Genomic DNA, 17,307 nt, shown 5'->3' with positions numbered 1-17,307 from the left:
ATGTACCGCTTTCAAAATGACTATAACGAAATTGCACATCCTGCGGTCATGAAGGTGATCACCGATATGGTGGGGCAACGCTACGATGGCTATGGTATGGATAAACTATGTCATCAAGCTGCTGAATTAATAAAACAACGCATACAAAAAGCTGATGCTGATATTCATTTTTTTAATGGCGGTACTATTACCAATTTAACAGCGATATCGCATTTCTTACGCCCTCATCAGGCGGTTATTTCAGTAAGCACAGGGCATATTGCTACTCATGAAACAGGGGCAATAGAGGCAACAGGGCATAAAGTCATTACCACTTTTTCTGCTGATGGTAAATTAACCCCCGACCTTATTAAGCCAATCATTGCTGAACATAATGATGAGCATTGGGTGCAGCCCAAGCTGGTTTATATTACCAATGCAACAGAAATTGGTACTGTGTATCGCAAAGCCGAAATTCAAGCTTTACGCCAATTTTGTGATGAATATAATTTATGGCTATATCTTGATGGAGCTCGTTTAGCTGGTGGATTGATGTCATTAGAAAGTGATCTCACCATTGAGGATATCGCCGCACTTACCGATGCGTTTTATATTGGTGGAACAAAAATAGGTGCCATGTCTGCTGAAGCATTAGTTATCAATAATCCAGCATTAAAATCGGACTTTCGGTTTAGCTTGAAACAAAAAGGGGGATTACAAGCAAAAGGTTGGTTATTAGGTGCTCAATTTTATGCGTTATTTAATGATGACCTCTATTTTAAGCTAGGCAAACATATTAATGAGATGGCAACTCAGCTAGCTGATTTTTTCATTGAGCAAGGGTTTGACTTCTTAGCACCACCTGAATCTAACCAAGTATTTGTTATTTTACCAAATGCGATTGCTGATAAGCTTACTCAGCAATTTGTTTTTCATCGCGTTTTATTAGAAGATCCTAATTTAAGTTGTTTACGTCTTTGTACTTCATGGGCAACAACACAAGAAGATATTGATAGCTTTAAAACGACATTTCTTCAATTAATTTAGTCGGTTAAATCTATTTATCTTTAATGACTTATGCATTACGTTATTCATCTTGTAGTGCATAAGATTATTGTTAAATAATGAGTTAGTAAAAATACTAACTTCAGTACCTTAAATTAAAAAATTTAATTATTGTTAGCTATTTCAATGATGTTATATTATCTATTCATAACTCAACATAAGTAGGGTAATTTAATGAAAAAACTGACAATGCAAGAAATGACTGATGCCCAACAGATGAGAGTGAAAACCAGGATAGGACAAGAAAGAAAGAAATTAGGTCGTGAATTAACTAACTCAGAAATGAATAAAGTCAAAGACGCCATTATTACCGAAATCTCCCTCGAAGTTGAAAAAGCCACCAAGAAAGTACGCGCCCAAAAGAAAAAAGATAAACTTGTTCCAAGTGATGAAACCTATAGCTGGTCTTCTAACAACCATAGCCGTGGATACCGCTAACCAATTTATTTGCCCTGAAACTTTTCGGGGCTAGGTCTTATTTTTAGTTTATTTTTGTGTTGTTGATTGTTTGAATTATTAATAAAGCAATTAAACTCTACTTATTTTTAATCATTAATTATTAAAGAAAATAGAGCAAGACTAAATTTATCTTGCTCTATTTTTTTATTTTCCCGATATTGACGCAATATTGCTATATTTCCATTGTTTCAATTAACAAATAGAGTTTTTGAAAGGCTTTATATTTATTTTTATACGCTGCATGTTTTTCTTGATTTGGCGTATGTTGTGATTCTAATTTAGGTTGAGAAAGAATTATTTTTGATGAATGGGCTGGGTTAATTGCTAATTGCGCTAATCTTGCCGCACCAAGCGCGGGGCCTATCTCACCACCTTGACGATAGTCGAGTGTCTTTCCTGTCATATCCGCAAGCAGTTGTCGCCAATAGGCACTTTTAGCCCCGCCACCTATTAATGTAATACTGTTCGCCAATTGCCCAGCATTATCAGCAACTTCCATACCTTGACGTAACGCAAAACTTACACCTTCTAGCACTGCTTGACATAAATCAGCACGTTGATGCTCATGAGTTAATCCCCAAAAAACACCTTTTGCATTAGGATTATTATAAGGTGTCCGTTCACCAGAAAGGTAAGGTAAAAATAATAGCGGCGTGCTCGCTGGGGTGTGTTGCTCTATTTCTTCAAACATCGCACCCACATTATCAATACCTGTTAATTGGCACACCCAATCAAGACAAGATGCTGCACTTAACATTACTGACATTAAATGCCACGTATTAGGTAGCGCATGGCAAAAGCTATGTACTGCATTATCAGTATTGTGTAGAAATCTTTCACTAACAACAAAATAAACCCCTGAAGTTCCTAATGAAAGCATCGCTTGACCAGGTTGATAAACGCCAACACCTATAGCACCTGCGGCATTATCGCCGCCACCAGCAATAATCGGTACCTGTTTCATCCGCCATTTTTTGGCGACTTCGGGTAGTAGATATCCGGTTATTTGATTACCTTCAAATAAGGTTGGCATTTGGCGGCGAGAGAGCCCTGTTGCCGCAAGTAGTTCATCACTCCAATCTCGCTTTTGCATATCTAACCAAAGGGTACCCGCAGCATCCGACATATCGCTGGCAAAATTACCACTCATTTTCCAACGTAAAAAATCTTTCGGTAACAACACATGAGAGATACGTTGAAAAACATCGGGTTCATTTTCAGCAATCCACTGAATTTTGGGTGCCGTAAAACCTGGCATCAGCAAATTACCGGTTAGTTTTTTAAATTGAGGGTATTGCTTCTCTAAGGCTTGGCATTGCTTAAAGCTGCGGCCATCGTTCCATAAAATAGCAGGGCGTAATACGTTTTGATGATCATCCAACAAAACAGCACCATGCATTTGGCCACTTAAACCTATCGCTTTTATATTTTCCATTGGATAAGTTTGACTCAGATGGGTAATAGCGTCTTCAGTCGCTTGCCACCAGGCTTGAGGATTTTGTTCAGACCATTGAGGCTGGGGGCGTGATATGACTAAAGAAACCGAGTGGCTAGCGATCACATCACCTTGCTCATTCATAATGATCGCCTTAACGCTTGATGTGCCTAAATCTAGCCCTAAATACATGAAATTACCTCATAACACGCTATTTAATAACCCAGGGTTAAATAGACACAGCGGAAAAACCGCTGTGTTTAGATTTATTATTCAGCAGTATAGTTAACCAAAAATATAACGATTAACTAAGCTTTCGAGCATTTCTTGGCGACCACTTTGTAGTTGTGGTGCTAAGGTGTTGATTTGTGCATATTTAGCCACCTCTTCAAGGCTTAATTTGCCTTGCAGAATATGTTGGCCAAACTCAGCACTCCAACCTGAATAACGCTGAGCGGTAAATTTATCAAGCCCACCATCTTGGATCATTCTCGCTGCAATCCGTAATGCCATTGCCATAGTATCCATACCAGAAATATGTCCATAGAAAAGGTCATATTTATCGTTACTTTGACGGCGTACTTTGGCATCAAAGTTTAAGCCACCGGTAGTAAATCCTCCTGATTTTAGAATTTCATACATGACTAAGGCGTTTTCTTCTACGCTGTTAGGAAATTGGTCTGTATCCCAGCCTAGTTGTGGATCGCCACGGTTAGCATCGACCGAACCTAAAATACCTAATGCAATAGCGGTCGCTATTTCATGGTGAAAACTGTGCCCAGCTAGAGTCGCATGATTAGCTTCAATATTTACCTTAATTTCTTTTTCTAAACCAAACTGTTTTAAGAAACCATAAACTGTTGCTGTATCATAATCATACTGATGTTTAGTTGGCTCTTGTGGTTTTGGCTCAATCAGTAATGTACCTTGAAAACCAATTTTGTGTTTATGCTCAACCACCATTTGCATAAAACGACCAATTTGTTCTCTCTCTTGGCGTAAATCAGTATTTAGTAAGGTTTCATAGCCTTCGCGTCCCCCCCAAAGTACATAGTTTTCACCTCCTAACGTTTTTGTCGCTTTCATCGCTTCACACACTTGTGTCGCCGCCCATGCAAAAACCTCTGGGTTTGGATTGGTTGCCGCACCAGCACCATAGCGTGGATTTGTAAAACAGTTTGCTGTTCCCCATAACAGTTTAATGTTGTTTTCTTCTTGTTTTTTCGCTAATACCTCAGTGATAGCTGCCATGTTAGAGGTATATTCATTAATACTATTTCCTTCAGAAATAACATCAACATCATGGAAACAGTAAAAAGGCACATTTAATTTATGGAAAAATTCAAAGGCGACATCTGCTTTTCGTTTCGCTTGTTCTAATGCTTCACCGGGTGTTTGCCAAGGTCGGTCAAAAGTACCAATACCAAACATATCTGCGCCATTCCAGCAGAAATTATGCCAATAGCAGGCGGCAAATCTCAGATGGTCTTCCATACGTTTACCTAAAATAACCTCGTCTGGATTATAGTAACGAAACGCTAAAGGGTTATTACTGGTAGTACCTTCATATTGAATTTGATCAATTTTATCGAAGTAAGACATGAAGACCGTCCTTATTTAGTTTCAAGTTGTAATTCTGAATGTGATTCAAGCTCAGCAGTCATTTCTTGCTGCTCTTCTGGTGTTAATTTAGCAATGCCAATTCCGGTAAAGCCCCATAGCAAGGCAAAGAAGATGCCACTCCAACACAGAACGGCCCAAGGTAAGTAGCTTAAGGTTGCAACACCTAACGTACCTGCCATGTAAGCACCGGCAGCAGTCCAAGGTAAAATCGGTTCAAAAATAGTGGCAGAGTCTTCTACGGTACGAGCAAGGTTTTTAGGATGTAAGCCGCGCTCTATATAAGCGCCACGTAACATTTCGATGGGTATAAGAATGGAGATTTGGCCATTACAAGTCACACCAATCATGGTTAACCCACAAACGATAGTTGCTGCAATCATAGAACCTGTGGAATGAACCATTTTTAACAGCGCATGAACAATCACCTCTAATGCACCGCTTAGCGATAATGTTCCCGCAAAAGAGAGGGCACAGAAACAGATAAGTAGGGTGCTCATCATCGAGTTCATTCCGCCACGATTAAGCAAATTACCTAGTAATTCAGGGACTTCTTTACCTTGGATCATTGAGACATTAAAGCCATCGACTGCACTTTTTACGATATCGTGTAAACCAAATCCCTGAATAAGATAAGCATTGAACATGGCAATAGCTGCGGATGCTAACATCACCGGAATTGTTGGTTTCTTGGTAATTGAACCATATAAAATGACTAATACAGGAATAAGCAAGATAAGGTTAAAGTTATAAACCGCCTCAAGCCCATCGGTAATTAAAGTGACTTTTTCAGGTATACCTTGACCCGCTAAATCACCATTCAAACCATAGACCGTCATCACTATCGCAGTTAAAATCAGCGAAGGTAAAGTGGTGTAGAGTAAATGCCAAATATGTTGATATAAGTCGATTCTTGCGGCCATGGCAGCAAGATTAGTATCCCCAGATAACGGTGAAAGTTTGTCACCAAAATAGGCTCCAGCAACTACAGCTCCCGCGGTTGCAGCGAGGTTGGCATCCATACCAACAGCAACCCCCATAAAAGCGACACCAATAGTACCCGCAGAGCCCCACGAAGTTCCGGTACAAACAGAAACTAATGATGTGACCAATAATGCAGTAACATAAAGCATCTCTGGGCTAATCATCTTTAAACCGTAGTAGATCATGAGCGGAATAGTTCCGCCAATCATCCACGTACCGATGAGCAAACCGACACTGATTAAAATCAGTAATGCAGGCATGGTCTTAGCAATTTTTTGTGAGATGGCGGTTAAGATTTCGTCATAGCGATAACCAAGTCGTTTTACTAATAAAGCTGCGACAACGGTAGATAGCACCATTAATGGCTCAGGTGGTAAATCGAAAGCAGCGTAGCCACCCCCTAATAACACCACCATAGTGAGAATAGGAAAGAGAGATTCAAGTAGAGTAGGTGTTCTCGGGCTGTTTATCGTTTGCGTTTTCATTTTTATTTATTCCAAACTGGCGTGAGGTAAGGTACGAATAAGCCGAGTAAAAACGTTTTCTAAAGTAGAGCGAGGGGTCGCAATATTAATACGAAAAAAACCATCCCCAGCAGCACCAAATCCACTTCCCCAACTCATTTCTACTTCGGCTAATGAAATAAACCATTGTTTTAATTTTTTTTCGCTTAATTGCATTTGTTGATAATTAATCCATAGCATGTAGGTGCCATAGCTTTGAGTGATAACCCAATCAGGAAAATAACGTTCACATTGTTCTTTTACCCAACGGCGGTTATCAGCAAGATAATTTTTTAACTCTAAAACCCATTGCTGACCTTGAAAGGTATAAGCTTGTAAAAAGGCTGGCACTGAAAAGTAGCCCGGATTATGAATACCCGCAGCAATTAAACAGTGTTTGAATTTTTCACGATATTGAGTATTACCAATAACAATATTGGCAATTTCTAAACCGGCTAAATTGAAGGTTTTAGCGGGCGAGGTACAAATAAAGGAGTGTTGTTCCACATAAGAACTTAGCGATGAAATAGGGTAGTAAACCGAGTCATTAAAAATAAAATCAGCATGAACATCATCAGAAATAATAAAGACTCGATATTTTTCAGCTAGTGCAGCAATTTTTAATAAATCATCACGTTGCCACACTGTACCCGTCGGATTATGCGGCGATAATAAAATAAAGCAGACAGATTGTTTAAATTTATTTTCTAAATCATCAAAATCAATTTGGTACTGTTTATCACGATAAATAAGTGTACATTCTAATAATTCGCGCTGATTTACACTAACTGCATTACTAATAGGATGGTAAGCCGGAGACAGTGTTGTGACTTTATCACCCACTTGAGTAAAATTTTGAATATAAAGAGAAACAGCCTGAATAATGCGAGGACAAAAAACAATATTTTCTGGATTTACTGTCCATTGATATTGCGTTTTAAACCAATTAGCAGCAACGCTATTCCAGTCATGACTAAGGTCAGTATAGCCATAGATCCCAAGATGATTAAATTCAGTCAGTTTGTTAATAATAAAATCAGGTGCAGAAATATCCATATCAGCAACAGATAATGGAATTAGATTTGCGTTGTTATGGCACCATTTTGCGCTGTAGGTATTTTGCCTAGAAATTATTTTATTGAAGTTATTTTGGTACATGTAAATCCCCTCGGCAATGTTGTTTAAAACAAAATACGCGTTGTATTGCTTATTCGTTATTCCTATTTTTTACTTTGCTATTACGAAATCTGGCTTGTGTGATAACAATCACATAGCAATGAAAGCAAGTTTTTGCCAAATCAAAGCTATGGTTTAATGCCAAACAGGGGAATTAGGTAAAGAAAATGAGAAAAGATAAATACTATCGGATTGTATTGTTATTCAATGCTAATAAAGTTTATGACCGCCAAGTGGTTGAGGGTGTTGGAGAATACCTTCAAGCATCGCAATGTCATTGGGATGTATTTATTGAAGAGGATTTTCGTACTCGGCTTGATAATATTAATCATTGGGTGTGCGATGGTATTATTGCTGACTTTGATGATCCGATAATTGCTAAACATTTAAGTCAGTCACCGCTATCTGTTATTGGTGTTGGCGGCTCTTATCATCAAGAAGAAAATTATCCCCCCGTTCCTTATATTGCTACTGATAATTACGCATTAGTTTATCAAGCCTTTTTGCATTTAAAACAAAAAGGATTAAAGCACTTTGCCTTTTATGGATTACCGGCAAAGAATTATTCTCATTGGTCGAATGAAAGAGAATATGCTTTTCGCCAATTGGTCACATCAGAAAAATACCCTGGTATTGTTTATAACGGAATGGATATTACGCAAGAGAACTGGCAACACGCCCAAAATCGTTTATCTGATTGGATACAAACTCTGCCACCACAAACGGGCATTATTGCCGTAACAGATGCAAGAGCCCGTCATTTACTACAAGTTTGCGACAACTTAAATATTAATGTACCAGAAGAGATCAGCATTATTGGTATTGATGATGAAGATATGACGCGTTATTTATCACGAATTGCACTTTCATCAGTTGTACAAGGCTCAAGACAAATGGGATATTTAGCAGCAAAGCTTTTACACCAGTCTTTAGAAGGGCAACAAATAGATAAACGACAAAGAATATTAGTTCCTCCAGTTAAAATTGTAGAACGTCGTTCAACAGATTTTCACTCTTTTAACGATCCCACCGTTATTCAAGCCATGCACTATATCTATTACAACGCCTGCAAAGGCATAAAAACAGAACAGGTATTAGATGCTGTGAATATGTCGCGTTCTAATTTAGAGCAACGTTTTAAAAAAGAGGTGGGTAAAACGATTCATACGGTTATTTATGAAGAAAAACTCAAGCGGGCTCAAAATTTATTAACGACAACCACGCTAGCAATACAAGAGATCTCTGTAATGTGTGGTTATCCTTCTTTGCAATATTTTTACTCTATTTTTAAAAAAGAATTTGGTATCACACCAAAGGAATATAGAGATAAATAAAAAATACAGTGTTCAGAAAAACAGTTTATAACTCTCCTGACGTCTAGCTAAAAGCCAATCAAAAAATTACTCCGTTTTTTTTATTGGTTGTGATCTAAAATCTAAATTGAGTGAAATCACAGATAATATATTTTACTTTATATATGTTTTGACGAATATGTTTTTCAAGTGTACCTTATATAGTAAGGTAATAAAGGAGTAAAGGATTAAAAATGGAACCACTACAACTGTATAAACTATTAAGTGATCAAACAAGACTAAATATTGTTTTACTATTAAAAGCTTCTGGCGAGCTTTGTGTTTGTGATATTTATACTGCGTTAAATTTATCTCAACCTAAAACATCTCGCCACCTTGCTATGTTACGTGGTTCAGGATTATTGCTAGATTCTAAACAGGGTAAATGGGTTCATTATCGACTTTCTCCAACATTGTTGCCTTGGGTGAAAAATATTATTGAACTAACTTATACGATAGAAAAAAGTAGGGTATCTCTTTTACTAAAAGCGATAGAAAACAAAGATTCGATGCTCAGTTGCTCTAATTAAATTTTTAACCAAACATATATGCTTTTACATATATAAAAGTGAGTTAAGTATCTAAATACACCTTTAAATCGAGATTTATTATGCTTATTGCAGCATCTATTTTTATTCTCACTATTACTTTTGTTATTTGGCAACCTAAAGGATTAGGAATTGGCTGGAGCGCTACCCTAGGAGCGATACTAGCGCTTAGTTGTGGGGTAATTAGTTTTCAAGATATTCCCATTGTGTGGAATATTGTTTGGAATGCAACTGCTACCTTTGTTGCCGTTATTATTATTAGTTTACTTCTTGATGAAAGTGGATTTTTTAAATGGGCAGCGCTACATGTTGCCAAATGGGGGAAAGGAAAAGGGCGATTATTATTTAGTTATATAATCTTACTAGGCGCGGTGGTTGCAGCTTTATTTGCTAATGATGGTGCCGCATTAATTTTAACACCTATCGTTATTGCGATGTTATTAGCACTTGGTTTTAGTAAAGGCACCACACTGGCTTTTGTTATGGCTGCTGGGTTTATTGCTGATACCGCTAGTTTGCCGCTTATTGTTTCTAATCTGGTGAATATTGTTTCTGCTGATTTTTTCCATATTGGCTTCAGCGAATACGCCTCAATTATGATACCTGTTGATATTGCGGCTATTATGGCTACGTTAATTATGCTGCATTGGTTTTTCCGTAAAGATATTCCTAAAAGTTATGATGTGTTAAAACTCGCCGCGCCAATTTCAGCTATTAAAGATAACACCACCTTTAAAGCCGGTTGGTTTGTATTATTGCTTTTATTGGTGGGTTTCTTTGTTTTAGAACCGCTAGGTGTTCCCATTAGTGCGATAGCTGCTTTGGGCGCATTAGTACTTTATATTATTGCCGCCAAAGGAAAAGTCATCAACACCACCAAAGTATTAAAAGGTGCACCTTGGCAAATTGTTATTTTTTCTTTAGGCATGTATTTAGTGGTTTATGGCTTAAGAAATGCAGGTCTAACGTATTACCTGTCAGAAATTCTTAATATCCTAGCTGATAATGGACTTTGGATTGCCACATTAGGAACAGGTTTCATCACTGCATTTTTATCTTCAATTATGAACAATATGCCAACGGTGTTAATTGGTGCTTTATCGATAGAAGGGAGTAACGCGACGGGGTTGATCCAACAAGCTATGATTTATGCCAATGTGATTGGCGCTGATTTAGGCCCTAAAATTACGCCAATTGGTAGTTTAGCGACGTTATTATGGCTACATGTTTTATCACAAAAGAATATGACTATTACATGGGGCTACTATTTTAAAACCGGCATTATTATGACTATTCCTGTTTTAACCGTCACATTAATCGCATTAGCACTGCGTTTGTCTTTTTAAATTAATGGTAATAACGATATGACAAACATAACTATTTATCATAATCCAAACTGTGGCACATCACGTAATACTTTAGAGATGATACGAAATAGTGGCGTAGAACCCACTATTGTTTATTACTTAGAAACACCGCCCACAAAATCAGAATTGATAAATTTAATCACAGAGATGAAAGTCACAGTGCGCTTTCTTTTACGTAAAAATGTTGAACCTTATGAACAATTAAAACTAGAAGACCCGACCTTAACCGATGAACAATTAATTAGTGCAATGTTAAAGCATCCTATTTTAATTAATCGTCCTATTGTGGTAACTCCGTTAGGTAGCAAATTATGTCGTCCTTCTGAAACAGTATTAGATATTCTGCCCAATAAACAGCAAGGAAGTTTTACTAAAGAAGAGGGTGAAAAGCTTATTGATAATATGGGTAATAGGCTGAAGTGAGTCAAATAGGGGGAAATACCCCCCTAAGTATTAGGTCAGTTATTTAAGTCATATAGTTGGTTATTGGCTTTTTATAGCATTAATAATGGCCATAATATCTAATCAATATTTAATCAATATTTGTCGTATCTGTTGCGCAGACTCGTAATCGATGACCATCAGGATCAAGTGCCACAAAAGTATAGCCAAAGTCTAATTGTGTAGGTGGCATCTCTATTTCTATCTTTAGGTCACACCACTGTTGATAAATTTTATTTACTTCATCGTAGGTTATATCAGACATACAAATTTCAAAACCACCAAATTGAGCTTGGGGCTTAGGATCGATGCCGGTTTTAGATTGAATACCTAAAATAAAATCGGAAGATAACGCAAAAACAGAAAATTCACGATAACGTTCTAATGGTGCCGATTTTAAAATTTTCGCGTAAAAATCTGTACTTTTATCAACATCTTTAGCATAAATAATAATACTGTTTGGCTTAAACATACTCACTCCTTAAGATTTGTATTTATTCTTATCTTAATGCATTAGAGTGACAGAAATTGTCAGTATTAATATTAACGCTTATTTCCCCGGCTATTTGCCCAAGGATCACTATCGGGGTGATCGATAACCTCAATAACCTCATCAATATCGTCTTCTAGTGAATCAAGATATAACGCTTCAACTTCTGCGCGTGCCCACGGCGTTCTGCGAAGAAATTTTAAACTTGATTTCACACTTGGATCATTTTTAAAACAGTTGATATTAATCAGCTTACTTAATTTAGTCCAGCCGTGTTTAGCCACTAAGGCATTAACCTGCATTTCAAGCGTCACGCCATGTAATGGATCTTTAGAAACATGTCCTGTCATTATTTTTTCCATCATGAAATAGAAGTAAAAGAAGCGATGCAGGTTACAAGAAAGCAGCGGCCGAGGCAATAAAATGCATATAGCCCTCCTAATCAAAGTACAGATTACCTTAATACAGATTACCTTAATAAGGAGGGCTAATATCAATGACGCTTATTTATCTATAGAAGGATCTATTGAGTGAGAAAATGCAGAAAAATAATGAGTTACTTTTTTCTTACTAATAATCTTATCTAGTTGTTGCTGTAACTGCTTGTCATCTAGAGTCGCTCTATCGTGTTGGCGGCGATGCTCTGCCCACGAAGACACCATAAACGTTTCAATAAATCCCTCATGGATCTCTGAAGAGGTAAATAATCCCCAAGAATAGCCACCATCTCTTAAGCGAATAATTTTTAATTGGCTCATTAACGCTAAAAATTGCGTACGATGTTCTATTTCCACATGATAACGAATTGAAACTAATACGGGATCTTTATCGCCTGTTGTTTCAATTAATTCATCTGCAAGAGAAAAATGATCAGAGTGTTGTAAATTGAGGTTGTCATGTTCAAGCTTAACTCTTAATACACATAACCAAACTAAAATGATACCGACAGTGGCAGAAAATAACGCAATAGTGACGGATGTGTGTGATGCAATTTGCCCCCAGACTAAAGATCCTAATGCCATAGAGCCAGAAAATACGGTTAAATAGAGTGCTAATTCTCTTGCTCTAACCCAATTAGGTAGTGCGGTTTGAGCGGATACCATTAATGTTGATAAAGTAACTATCCAACTGAATCCGGCTAAAAGACTAGAAAAGATTGCTAAGTATTTTGACGTCGCGCTGGCAAAAATAAATAACACCAGAGCCGTACCTATTGTGCCAAAGGCAATAAGTGCATTTGTACTGAATTTCTCACGCAGTGTCGATAAACTAAATGCGCCACAAACTGCACCAATACCAATGCTGGTGGTTAATAAACCATATAATGTGGCACCACCTTGAAGTGAAACTCGAGCAACTAAAGGCAACATTGCCCAGTACGCACTAGCAAAAACAAAAAAGCTTGCTGCACGAATGATAGTTTTAATTAAAGCTGGACTATAACGGGCATAACGCAGGCCAGAGATCATCGCAGCAACAACCGATTCTGCTGGCAGTTTATCATCCGATTTTTTCTCGCCACCCCACCACCAAACAGCGAAAATAATGGCGATAAAGCTTAATGCATTGAGTAAGAAAGGCAGATATAAACCTACTTGAGAGATTAATATACCCGCCAATGCAGGTCCTATCGCACGACTGATGTTAATTCCCATACTGTTTAAGGCAATACCTGCTTTTAATTCATTTGGCGCAACAATGCTTGGCACTATAGCTTGCCATGCTGGACCTAAAAAAGCCGCACCAGAACCAAGCACAAAAGTAATGAGTAATAACCAGCCAATACTAATCACATTGAAATAAACTAACACGGCTAATAATGCGGCAGCCATTAGCATTAAAATATTAACGATAATAAGTAGTTTTCTTTTATCAAAAATATCAGCAATAGCACCCGCGGGAAGTGCGAGCAAGAACACAGGTAGCGTGGTCATTGCTTGAATGGCGGCTATCATCACAGGATCAGGGCTTAAATTAGTCATTAGCCAACCAGCGCCAACATCGTTCATCCAAGTACCAATATTAGAAAATAGTGTCGCCATCCATAACATAAAAAATACACGATTGCGTAAGGGCGACCATGCTGAAGCTCGCTGCGTTGCCATAGTGATACTTCTCTCTGTTTAGCTGACCAGCAATATTATTGCTGGCCATAATAAGTAAGGGATAAAACATTAGAATGCAAAGCAAGAGCAACCTACAGCGCCCCAAAAAGCATTATCATCTGAAATAGGAATACCCGATTTACGTGCAATATCGTGCTGGTGTCCATGAACATGACAAGCACCACAGCATTGATGCAATTGATTTAATACTGCACTTTGAGTTTCTTGCTGTAGATATGAGTAGTGACCTGGCACTTTGATAACCGGCGACCAATCAGGTAACACAGGTATAGAAGGTGGTGCTAACGGTGCAAATGTGTCGTTTGCATAAACAATTTTGCCATCAACAACCGTCAGCAGTGATTCAATTGCTTTAATTTCTGCTTCTGGTACCGCAAAGTAATTAGCAGAAAGGGCGACAAAATCAGCAAGTTGACCTTGTTTAATTTGTCCTTTTTTGCCTTGCTCATTAGAGAACCACGAGCTTCCCATCGTCCAGAGCATTAATGCAGTATCTCTATCTAAACGATTATTAGCATCATACATTTGCATACCACCCACAGTACGACCTGAAACTAACCAATAAAGCGCTGTCCACGGGTTATAACTTGCAACACGAGTGGCATCTGTACCTAAACCAACAGGTACATTAGCATTGAGCATTTTAGCTATAGGTGGGGTATGTTTAACCGCTTCAGCCCCATAACGCTGAGCAAAATATTCCCCCTGAAACGCCATGCGATGCTGAATCGCTAATCCACCGCCTAACGCTTTTACCCGTTCAATATTCTTCTCACTGATGGTTTCTGCATGATCAAAAAACCAATGTAATCCATCAAAAGGAATATCTTTATTCACTTTTTCAAATACATCTAACATGCGACTAATGGATTCGTTGTAAGTGGCATGTAAACGAAATGGCCAACGGTGTTCAACTAAATGGCGGATCACCTTTTCTAGTTCAGCGTCCATATTTTCAGGTAGGTCGGGTCTTGGCTGTAAAAAGTCTTCAAAATCAGCCGCTGAGAAAACTAACATTTCACCCGCACCATTATGGCGATAAAAATCGCTGCCTTCCCCTGGAGATACCATCGATGTCCATTGCTGAAAGTCTTCAAGCTCTTGTTTTGGTCGTTGAGTAAATAAATTATAAGCGATACGAATAGTAAGCTGATCGTGCTTTGCTAATTCAGCAATGACTTCATAATCTTCAGGATAGTTTTGAAATCCACCGCCAGCGTCTATTGCACTAGTTACGCCAAGGCGATTAAGCTCACGCATAAATTGACGAGTAGAATTGACTTGATAATCAAGAGGTAACGTTGGGCTTTTAGCTAAGGCGGAATAAAGCAACATTGCATTGGGTTTAGCGATTAATAAACCCGTTGGAACACCGTGTTCATCACGTTGAATTTCACCACCAGGGGGATTAGGGGTATCTTTGGTATAACCAATAGCCCGTAATGCAGCTTTATTTAGTAACGCACTATCATATAAGTGAAGCACAAATACAGGGGTATCAGGGGAAACCGCATTAATCTCATCTAACGTGGGCATACGTCTTTCAGCAAATTGAAATTCACTCCAACCGCCAACAACGCGTACCCATTGAGGTGAGGGTGTCACTTGTGCTTGTGCTTTTAGCATCTCAAGGGCAATAGAGAGAGAAGGTACGCCTTCCCAGCGCAATTCAAGATTGTAATTTAATCCACCACGAATAAGGTGAAGGTGTGAGTCATTTAATCCCGGAATAATAACGTGATTTTTAAGGTCGATTATTTTTGTTTCATCATTTTTAAACTGCATGGCTTCATCATTTGAGCCAACAAAAAGAAATTTACCTTTTGCGATAGCAACAGCTTCAACGATAGGATCCTCTCTATCAAGCGTGTGAATATCACCATTGATAAATATTTCTGACGCGAAAGATTTATTCATGATTTTTGATTTCCTATTGTAGCGGAATTACCCCTTTCTTAAATGGAAAAGAGGTAAATCACTAGAATATAAACAATATAGATAATGATTTTTAAGCGTAACTAATTAATAATTAAACTAATAATTTTACTGATATTTATTTCAATAGATTAATTAAAATTGTAGCGTAACTTTGTATCATTACCATTTAAAACATTTGTTTTAAGAACTCAAAAAAAATGAATAACTTAAATCGGTCATTTGAATGACCAATCTAATGTGTTGATTTAACATTATTTTTATAAAGGTGGATGACTCATTATGGATAATAAATACCGCTAGATATACATATGAAAAATAAAGATATCACCATACTTAAATATATCTTTTATTTTAAATGAAAAATAATTTATCCCGCATGACTAGTCATATAATAAATTTTCCATTTATTATCACCAATATGTCTTAATGTAATTCTAAGATCTGAGGCTCCTTTAAATTCTAAATTAACATCTTGCATTTCTATTTCAGAATCATTAAACCAACGACGTAGCCGATTACCGTTTGTTTGATTTGGAAAACTATAAGAAAAGGTATAATTAGAGCCTCTTATTTCTCTGAATACTTTTTCTTTAAACGCTTCTAATGTTTTTCCTGTATACATATTCTTTTGTGTTAGTTCAAATGCTTGCTCAAACTGTTGGTTGTTAATGTTATTAAGAAAATCCGTTGCAATTTGGCGTTGATAGGAAAAAGAATAGGGTAACTTAAGCCAATAAAATGACCCAAAAGCTAAAATAATTAATAGAAGTAATAAAGATAAGAGCGTCTGTTTATGTGTTTTTTTCATGATGTTGAGAATTAGGTTTCATAATAATATAGTTAAATTATTTTAGACTAAAACACCGAAATTTTAATCTGTATTAATAATAGTCAGATATAAAAAGATTTAAGCTTTAATTTTAAAGATGAAATTGTTTTTTTCTTCCAAGGTGATAACGACTTTCTATGCATCAAAAATAATTTACCAATAGCTAATTCATCGTTAAGTTGTAATTCATAAATTCTTGTCTTTTCTGGTAAAACATCTAGCCACGGTTTTGGCACTATAGCAATATAAGGCGCCGCAGTAATTGCAGGGATCACCTGCGAATAATCATGACATTTAAATCCAATACTTCGATTTAAACCTCTTCTACGTAATTGCCTATCTATTTCATTGTCATCTTGCCCCCAAGGTAAACAATAAACATGCTGATGAGCAACTAGCTGCTCAAGACTTATTTGATTAACACCTTTAAAGTTTGCACGTAATGGTTCACCATAAATGACGACCAATCTTGCACATCCTACATCATCAAAACGCAATGAAGACACTGGGTTTTGATAATCACCAACAGCCAAAACTAAATCGACACTTCCATCAAGTACTTCCTCTCTCCATGAACGCCGTTGAAAAGGTATGCACTCTAGCGAAAAATTCAGTTGTGAAGATAAACTCGCTAACGTTGAAGTAATCACGCCCGTTAATGCTGGTGGAATAACTATCTTGAATTCTTTTACTTCCTCATTGGTATCTTTAAATAAATCATCATTTAACGAAATAAATAACGGAACCAAACGCGTTTTTAATGCTAAAGCAAAAGGTGTTGGCACTTGGCAATTATTCTCTCTTTTAAAAAGCGGATCATTTAAAGCGACACGAAGCCGGCTTAATGCGTGACTTACCGCAGAAGAAGATATACCAAGTTTTAGTGCTGCATCTCGGGTTGATCCGGTTTGAAGAAGGGCATACAAAACTTTAAGGAGATTAAAATCAAATTGAGCAATATTCATTTTAGTTGCTTACTAATGAGCAGGATTCAT

Annotated in this window: 16 protein-coding genes; 6 read left to right on the top strand and 10 right to left on the bottom strand. The window is 37.3% G+C overall.

What is annotated here, in order from left to right; translation table 11 throughout:
- Positions 1-1,026 carry a threonine aldolase family protein gene (locus tag M997_RS09545; protein ID WP_064719894.1) on the top strand — a complete coding sequence of 342 codons (1,026 nt, stop codon included), beginning with the start codon at positions 1-3 and terminating at the stop codon, positions 1,024-1,026.
- 192 nt (positions 1,027-1,218) lie between these two features.
- The gene (locus tag M997_RS09540) at positions 1,219-1,482 is read left to right on the top strand and encodes a YjbD family protein (RefSeq protein ID WP_064719893.1); all 264 of its coding nucleotides are present in this window, start codon (positions 1,219-1,221) and stop codon (positions 1,480-1,482) included.
- 193 nt (positions 1,483-1,675) lie between these two features.
- On the opposite strand, the gene xylB is transcribed toward M997_RS09540, so the two are convergent.
- The 4 genes from xylB to M997_RS09520 all read right to left on the bottom strand — a co-directional run bounded on the left by xylB (position 1,676) and on the right by M997_RS09520 (position 7,203).
- Positions 1,676-3,130 carry a xylulokinase gene (xylB, locus tag M997_RS09535; RefSeq protein ID WP_064719892.1) on the bottom strand — a complete coding sequence of 485 codons (1,455 nt, stop codon included), beginning with the start codon at positions 3,128-3,130 and terminating at the stop codon, positions 1,676-1,678.
- Between the two features lie 93 nt (positions 3,131-3,223).
- On the bottom strand, positions 3,224-4,540 hold the full coding sequence (gene xylA, locus M997_RS09530) for a xylose isomerase (protein WP_064719891.1): 1,317 nt from the start codon (positions 4,538-4,540) through the stop codon (positions 3,224-3,226).
- Between the two features lie 11 nt (positions 4,541-4,551).
- On the bottom strand, positions 4,552-6,027 hold the full coding sequence (nhaC, locus tag M997_RS09525) for a Na+/H+ antiporter NhaC (RefSeq protein WP_064719890.1): 1,476 nt from the start codon (positions 6,025-6,027) through the stop codon (positions 4,552-4,554).
- Positions 6,028-6,033: 6 nt separating this feature from the next.
- Complete coding sequence (locus M997_RS09520; RefSeq protein ID WP_064719889.1) at positions 6,034-7,203, bottom strand: MalY/PatB family protein; 1,170 nt, start codon at positions 7,201-7,203, stop codon at positions 6,034-6,036.
- Positions 7,204-7,388: 185 nt separating this feature from the next.
- On the opposite strand from M997_RS09520, the gene M997_RS09515 reads away from it, so the two are divergent.
- The 4 genes from M997_RS09515 to arsC all read left to right on the top strand — a co-directional run bounded on the left by M997_RS09515 (position 7,389) and on the right by arsC (position 10,911).
- On the top strand, positions 7,389-8,555 hold the full coding sequence (locus tag M997_RS09515) for a XylR family transcriptional regulator (protein WP_064719888.1): 1,167 nt from the start codon (positions 7,389-7,391) through the stop codon (positions 8,553-8,555).
- Positions 8,556-8,767: 212 nt separating this feature from the next.
- Positions 8,768-9,103 (top strand): metalloregulator ArsR/SmtB family transcription factor, encoded by a 336-nt coding sequence (locus M997_RS09510; RefSeq protein WP_064719887.1) that lies wholly within the window; start codon positions 8,768-8,770, stop codon positions 9,101-9,103.
- An 80-nt stretch (positions 9,104-9,183) separates the two neighbouring features.
- Positions 9,184-10,467, top strand: a complete 1,284-nt coding sequence (locus M997_RS09505; protein WP_064719886.1) for an arsenic transporter — start codon at positions 9,184-9,186, stop codon at positions 10,465-10,467.
- 18 nt (positions 10,468-10,485) lie between these two features.
- Positions 10,486-10,911: a glutaredoxin-dependent arsenate reductase gene (gene arsC, locus M997_RS09500; RefSeq protein WP_064719885.1), complete on the top strand. Its 426-nt coding sequence runs from the start codon at positions 10,486-10,488 to the stop codon at positions 10,909-10,911.
- 109 nt (positions 10,912-11,020) lie between these two features.
- Here arsC and M997_RS09495 read toward each other — a convergent pair whose 3' ends face one another.
- The 6 genes from M997_RS09495 to M997_RS09470 all read right to left on the bottom strand — a co-directional run bounded on the left by M997_RS09495 (position 11,021) and on the right by M997_RS09470 (position 17,277).
- On the bottom strand, positions 11,021-11,401 hold the full coding sequence (locus M997_RS09495) for a VOC family protein (protein WP_064719884.1): 381 nt from the start codon (positions 11,399-11,401) through the stop codon (positions 11,021-11,023).
- A 71-nt stretch (positions 11,402-11,472) separates the two neighbouring features.
- On the bottom strand, positions 11,473-11,769 hold the full coding sequence (locus M997_RS09490) for a VF530 family protein (protein ID WP_064719883.1): 297 nt from the start codon (positions 11,767-11,769) through the stop codon (positions 11,473-11,475).
- A 153-nt stretch (positions 11,770-11,922) separates the two neighbouring features.
- Positions 11,923-13,524, bottom strand: a complete 1,602-nt coding sequence (locus M997_RS09485; protein WP_064719882.1) for an MFS transporter — start codon at positions 13,522-13,524, stop codon at positions 11,923-11,925.
- 69 nt (positions 13,525-13,593) lie between these two features.
- A complete protein-coding gene (locus tag M997_RS09480) occupies positions 13,594-15,462 on the bottom strand; it encodes an amidohydrolase (RefSeq protein WP_064719881.1) in 1,869 nt (622 codons plus the stop codon).
- A 388-nt stretch (positions 15,463-15,850) separates the two neighbouring features.
- Positions 15,851-16,291 carry a hypothetical protein gene (locus M997_RS09475; RefSeq protein ID WP_064719880.1) on the bottom strand — a complete coding sequence of 147 codons (441 nt, stop codon included), beginning with the start codon at positions 16,289-16,291 and terminating at the stop codon, positions 15,851-15,853.
- A gap of 83 nt (positions 16,292-16,374) precedes the next feature.
- A complete protein-coding gene (locus tag M997_RS09470; protein WP_064719879.1) occupies positions 16,375-17,277 on the bottom strand; it encodes a LysR family transcriptional regulator in 903 nt (300 codons plus the stop codon).
- Positions 17,278-17,307 lie beyond the last annotated feature (30 nt).

The organism is Proteus hauseri ATCC 700826, from assembly GCF_001654965.1.
Lineage (GTDB): Bacteria > Pseudomonadota > Gammaproteobacteria > Enterobacterales > Enterobacteriaceae > Proteus > Proteus hauseri.
Note: the sequence above shows the minus strand (reverse complement) of the source record. Positions and strands in the feature narration are given on the sequence as shown.

Excerpts from the sequence above, each read along its gene's own strand:
- M997_RS09540 (WP_064719893.1), top strand. The coding sequence starts at position 1,219 with ATGAAAAAACTGACAATGCAAGAAATGACTGATGCCCAACAGATGAGA.
- M997_RS09545 (WP_064719894.1), top strand. The coding sequence starts at position 1 with ATGTACCGCTTTCAAAATGACTATAACGAAATTGCACATCCTGCGGTC.
- M997_RS09485 (WP_064719882.1), bottom strand. The coding sequence starts at position 13,524 with ATGGCAACGCAGCGAGCTTCAGCATGGTCGCCCTTACGCAATCGTGTA.
- M997_RS09495 (WP_064719884.1), bottom strand. The coding sequence starts at position 11,401 with ATGTTTAAGCCAAACAGTATTATTATTTATGCTAAAGATGTTGATAAA.
- M997_RS09510 (WP_064719887.1), top strand. The coding sequence starts at position 8,768 with ATGGAACCACTACAACTGTATAAACTATTAAGTGATCAAACAAGACTA.
- xylA (WP_064719891.1), bottom strand. The coding sequence starts at position 4,540 with ATGTCTTACTTCGATAAAATTGATCAAATTCAATATGAAGGTACTACC.
- M997_RS09470 (WP_064719879.1), bottom strand. The coding sequence starts at position 17,277 with ATGAATATTGCTCAATTTGATTTTAATCTCCTTAAAGTTTTGTATGCC.
- M997_RS09480 (WP_064719881.1), bottom strand. The coding sequence starts at position 15,462 with ATGAATAAATCTTTCGCGTCAGAAATATTTATCAATGGTGATATTCAC.
- M997_RS09490 (WP_064719883.1), bottom strand. The coding sequence starts at position 11,769 with ATGACAGGACATGTTTCTAAAGATCCATTACATGGCGTGACGCTTGAA.
- M997_RS09475 (WP_064719880.1), bottom strand. The coding sequence starts at position 16,291 with ATGAAAAAAACACATAAACAGACGCTCTTATCTTTATTACTTCTATTA.
- M997_RS09505 (WP_064719886.1), top strand. The coding sequence starts at position 9,184 with ATGCTTATTGCAGCATCTATTTTTATTCTCACTATTACTTTTGTTATT.
- nhaC (WP_064719890.1), bottom strand. The coding sequence starts at position 6,027 with ATGAAAACGCAAACGATAAACAGCCCGAGAACACCTACTCTACTTGAA.
- M997_RS09520 (WP_064719889.1), bottom strand. The coding sequence starts at position 7,203 with ATGTACCAAAATAACTTCAATAAAATAATTTCTAGGCAAAATACCTAC.
- xylB (WP_064719892.1), bottom strand. The coding sequence starts at position 3,130 with ATGTATTTAGGGCTAGATTTAGGCACATCAAGCGTTAAGGCGATCATT.
- arsC (WP_064719885.1), top strand. The coding sequence starts at position 10,486 with ATGACAAACATAACTATTTATCATAATCCAAACTGTGGCACATCACGT.
- M997_RS09515 (WP_064719888.1), top strand. The coding sequence starts at position 7,389 with ATGAGAAAAGATAAATACTATCGGATTGTATTGTTATTCAATGCTAAT.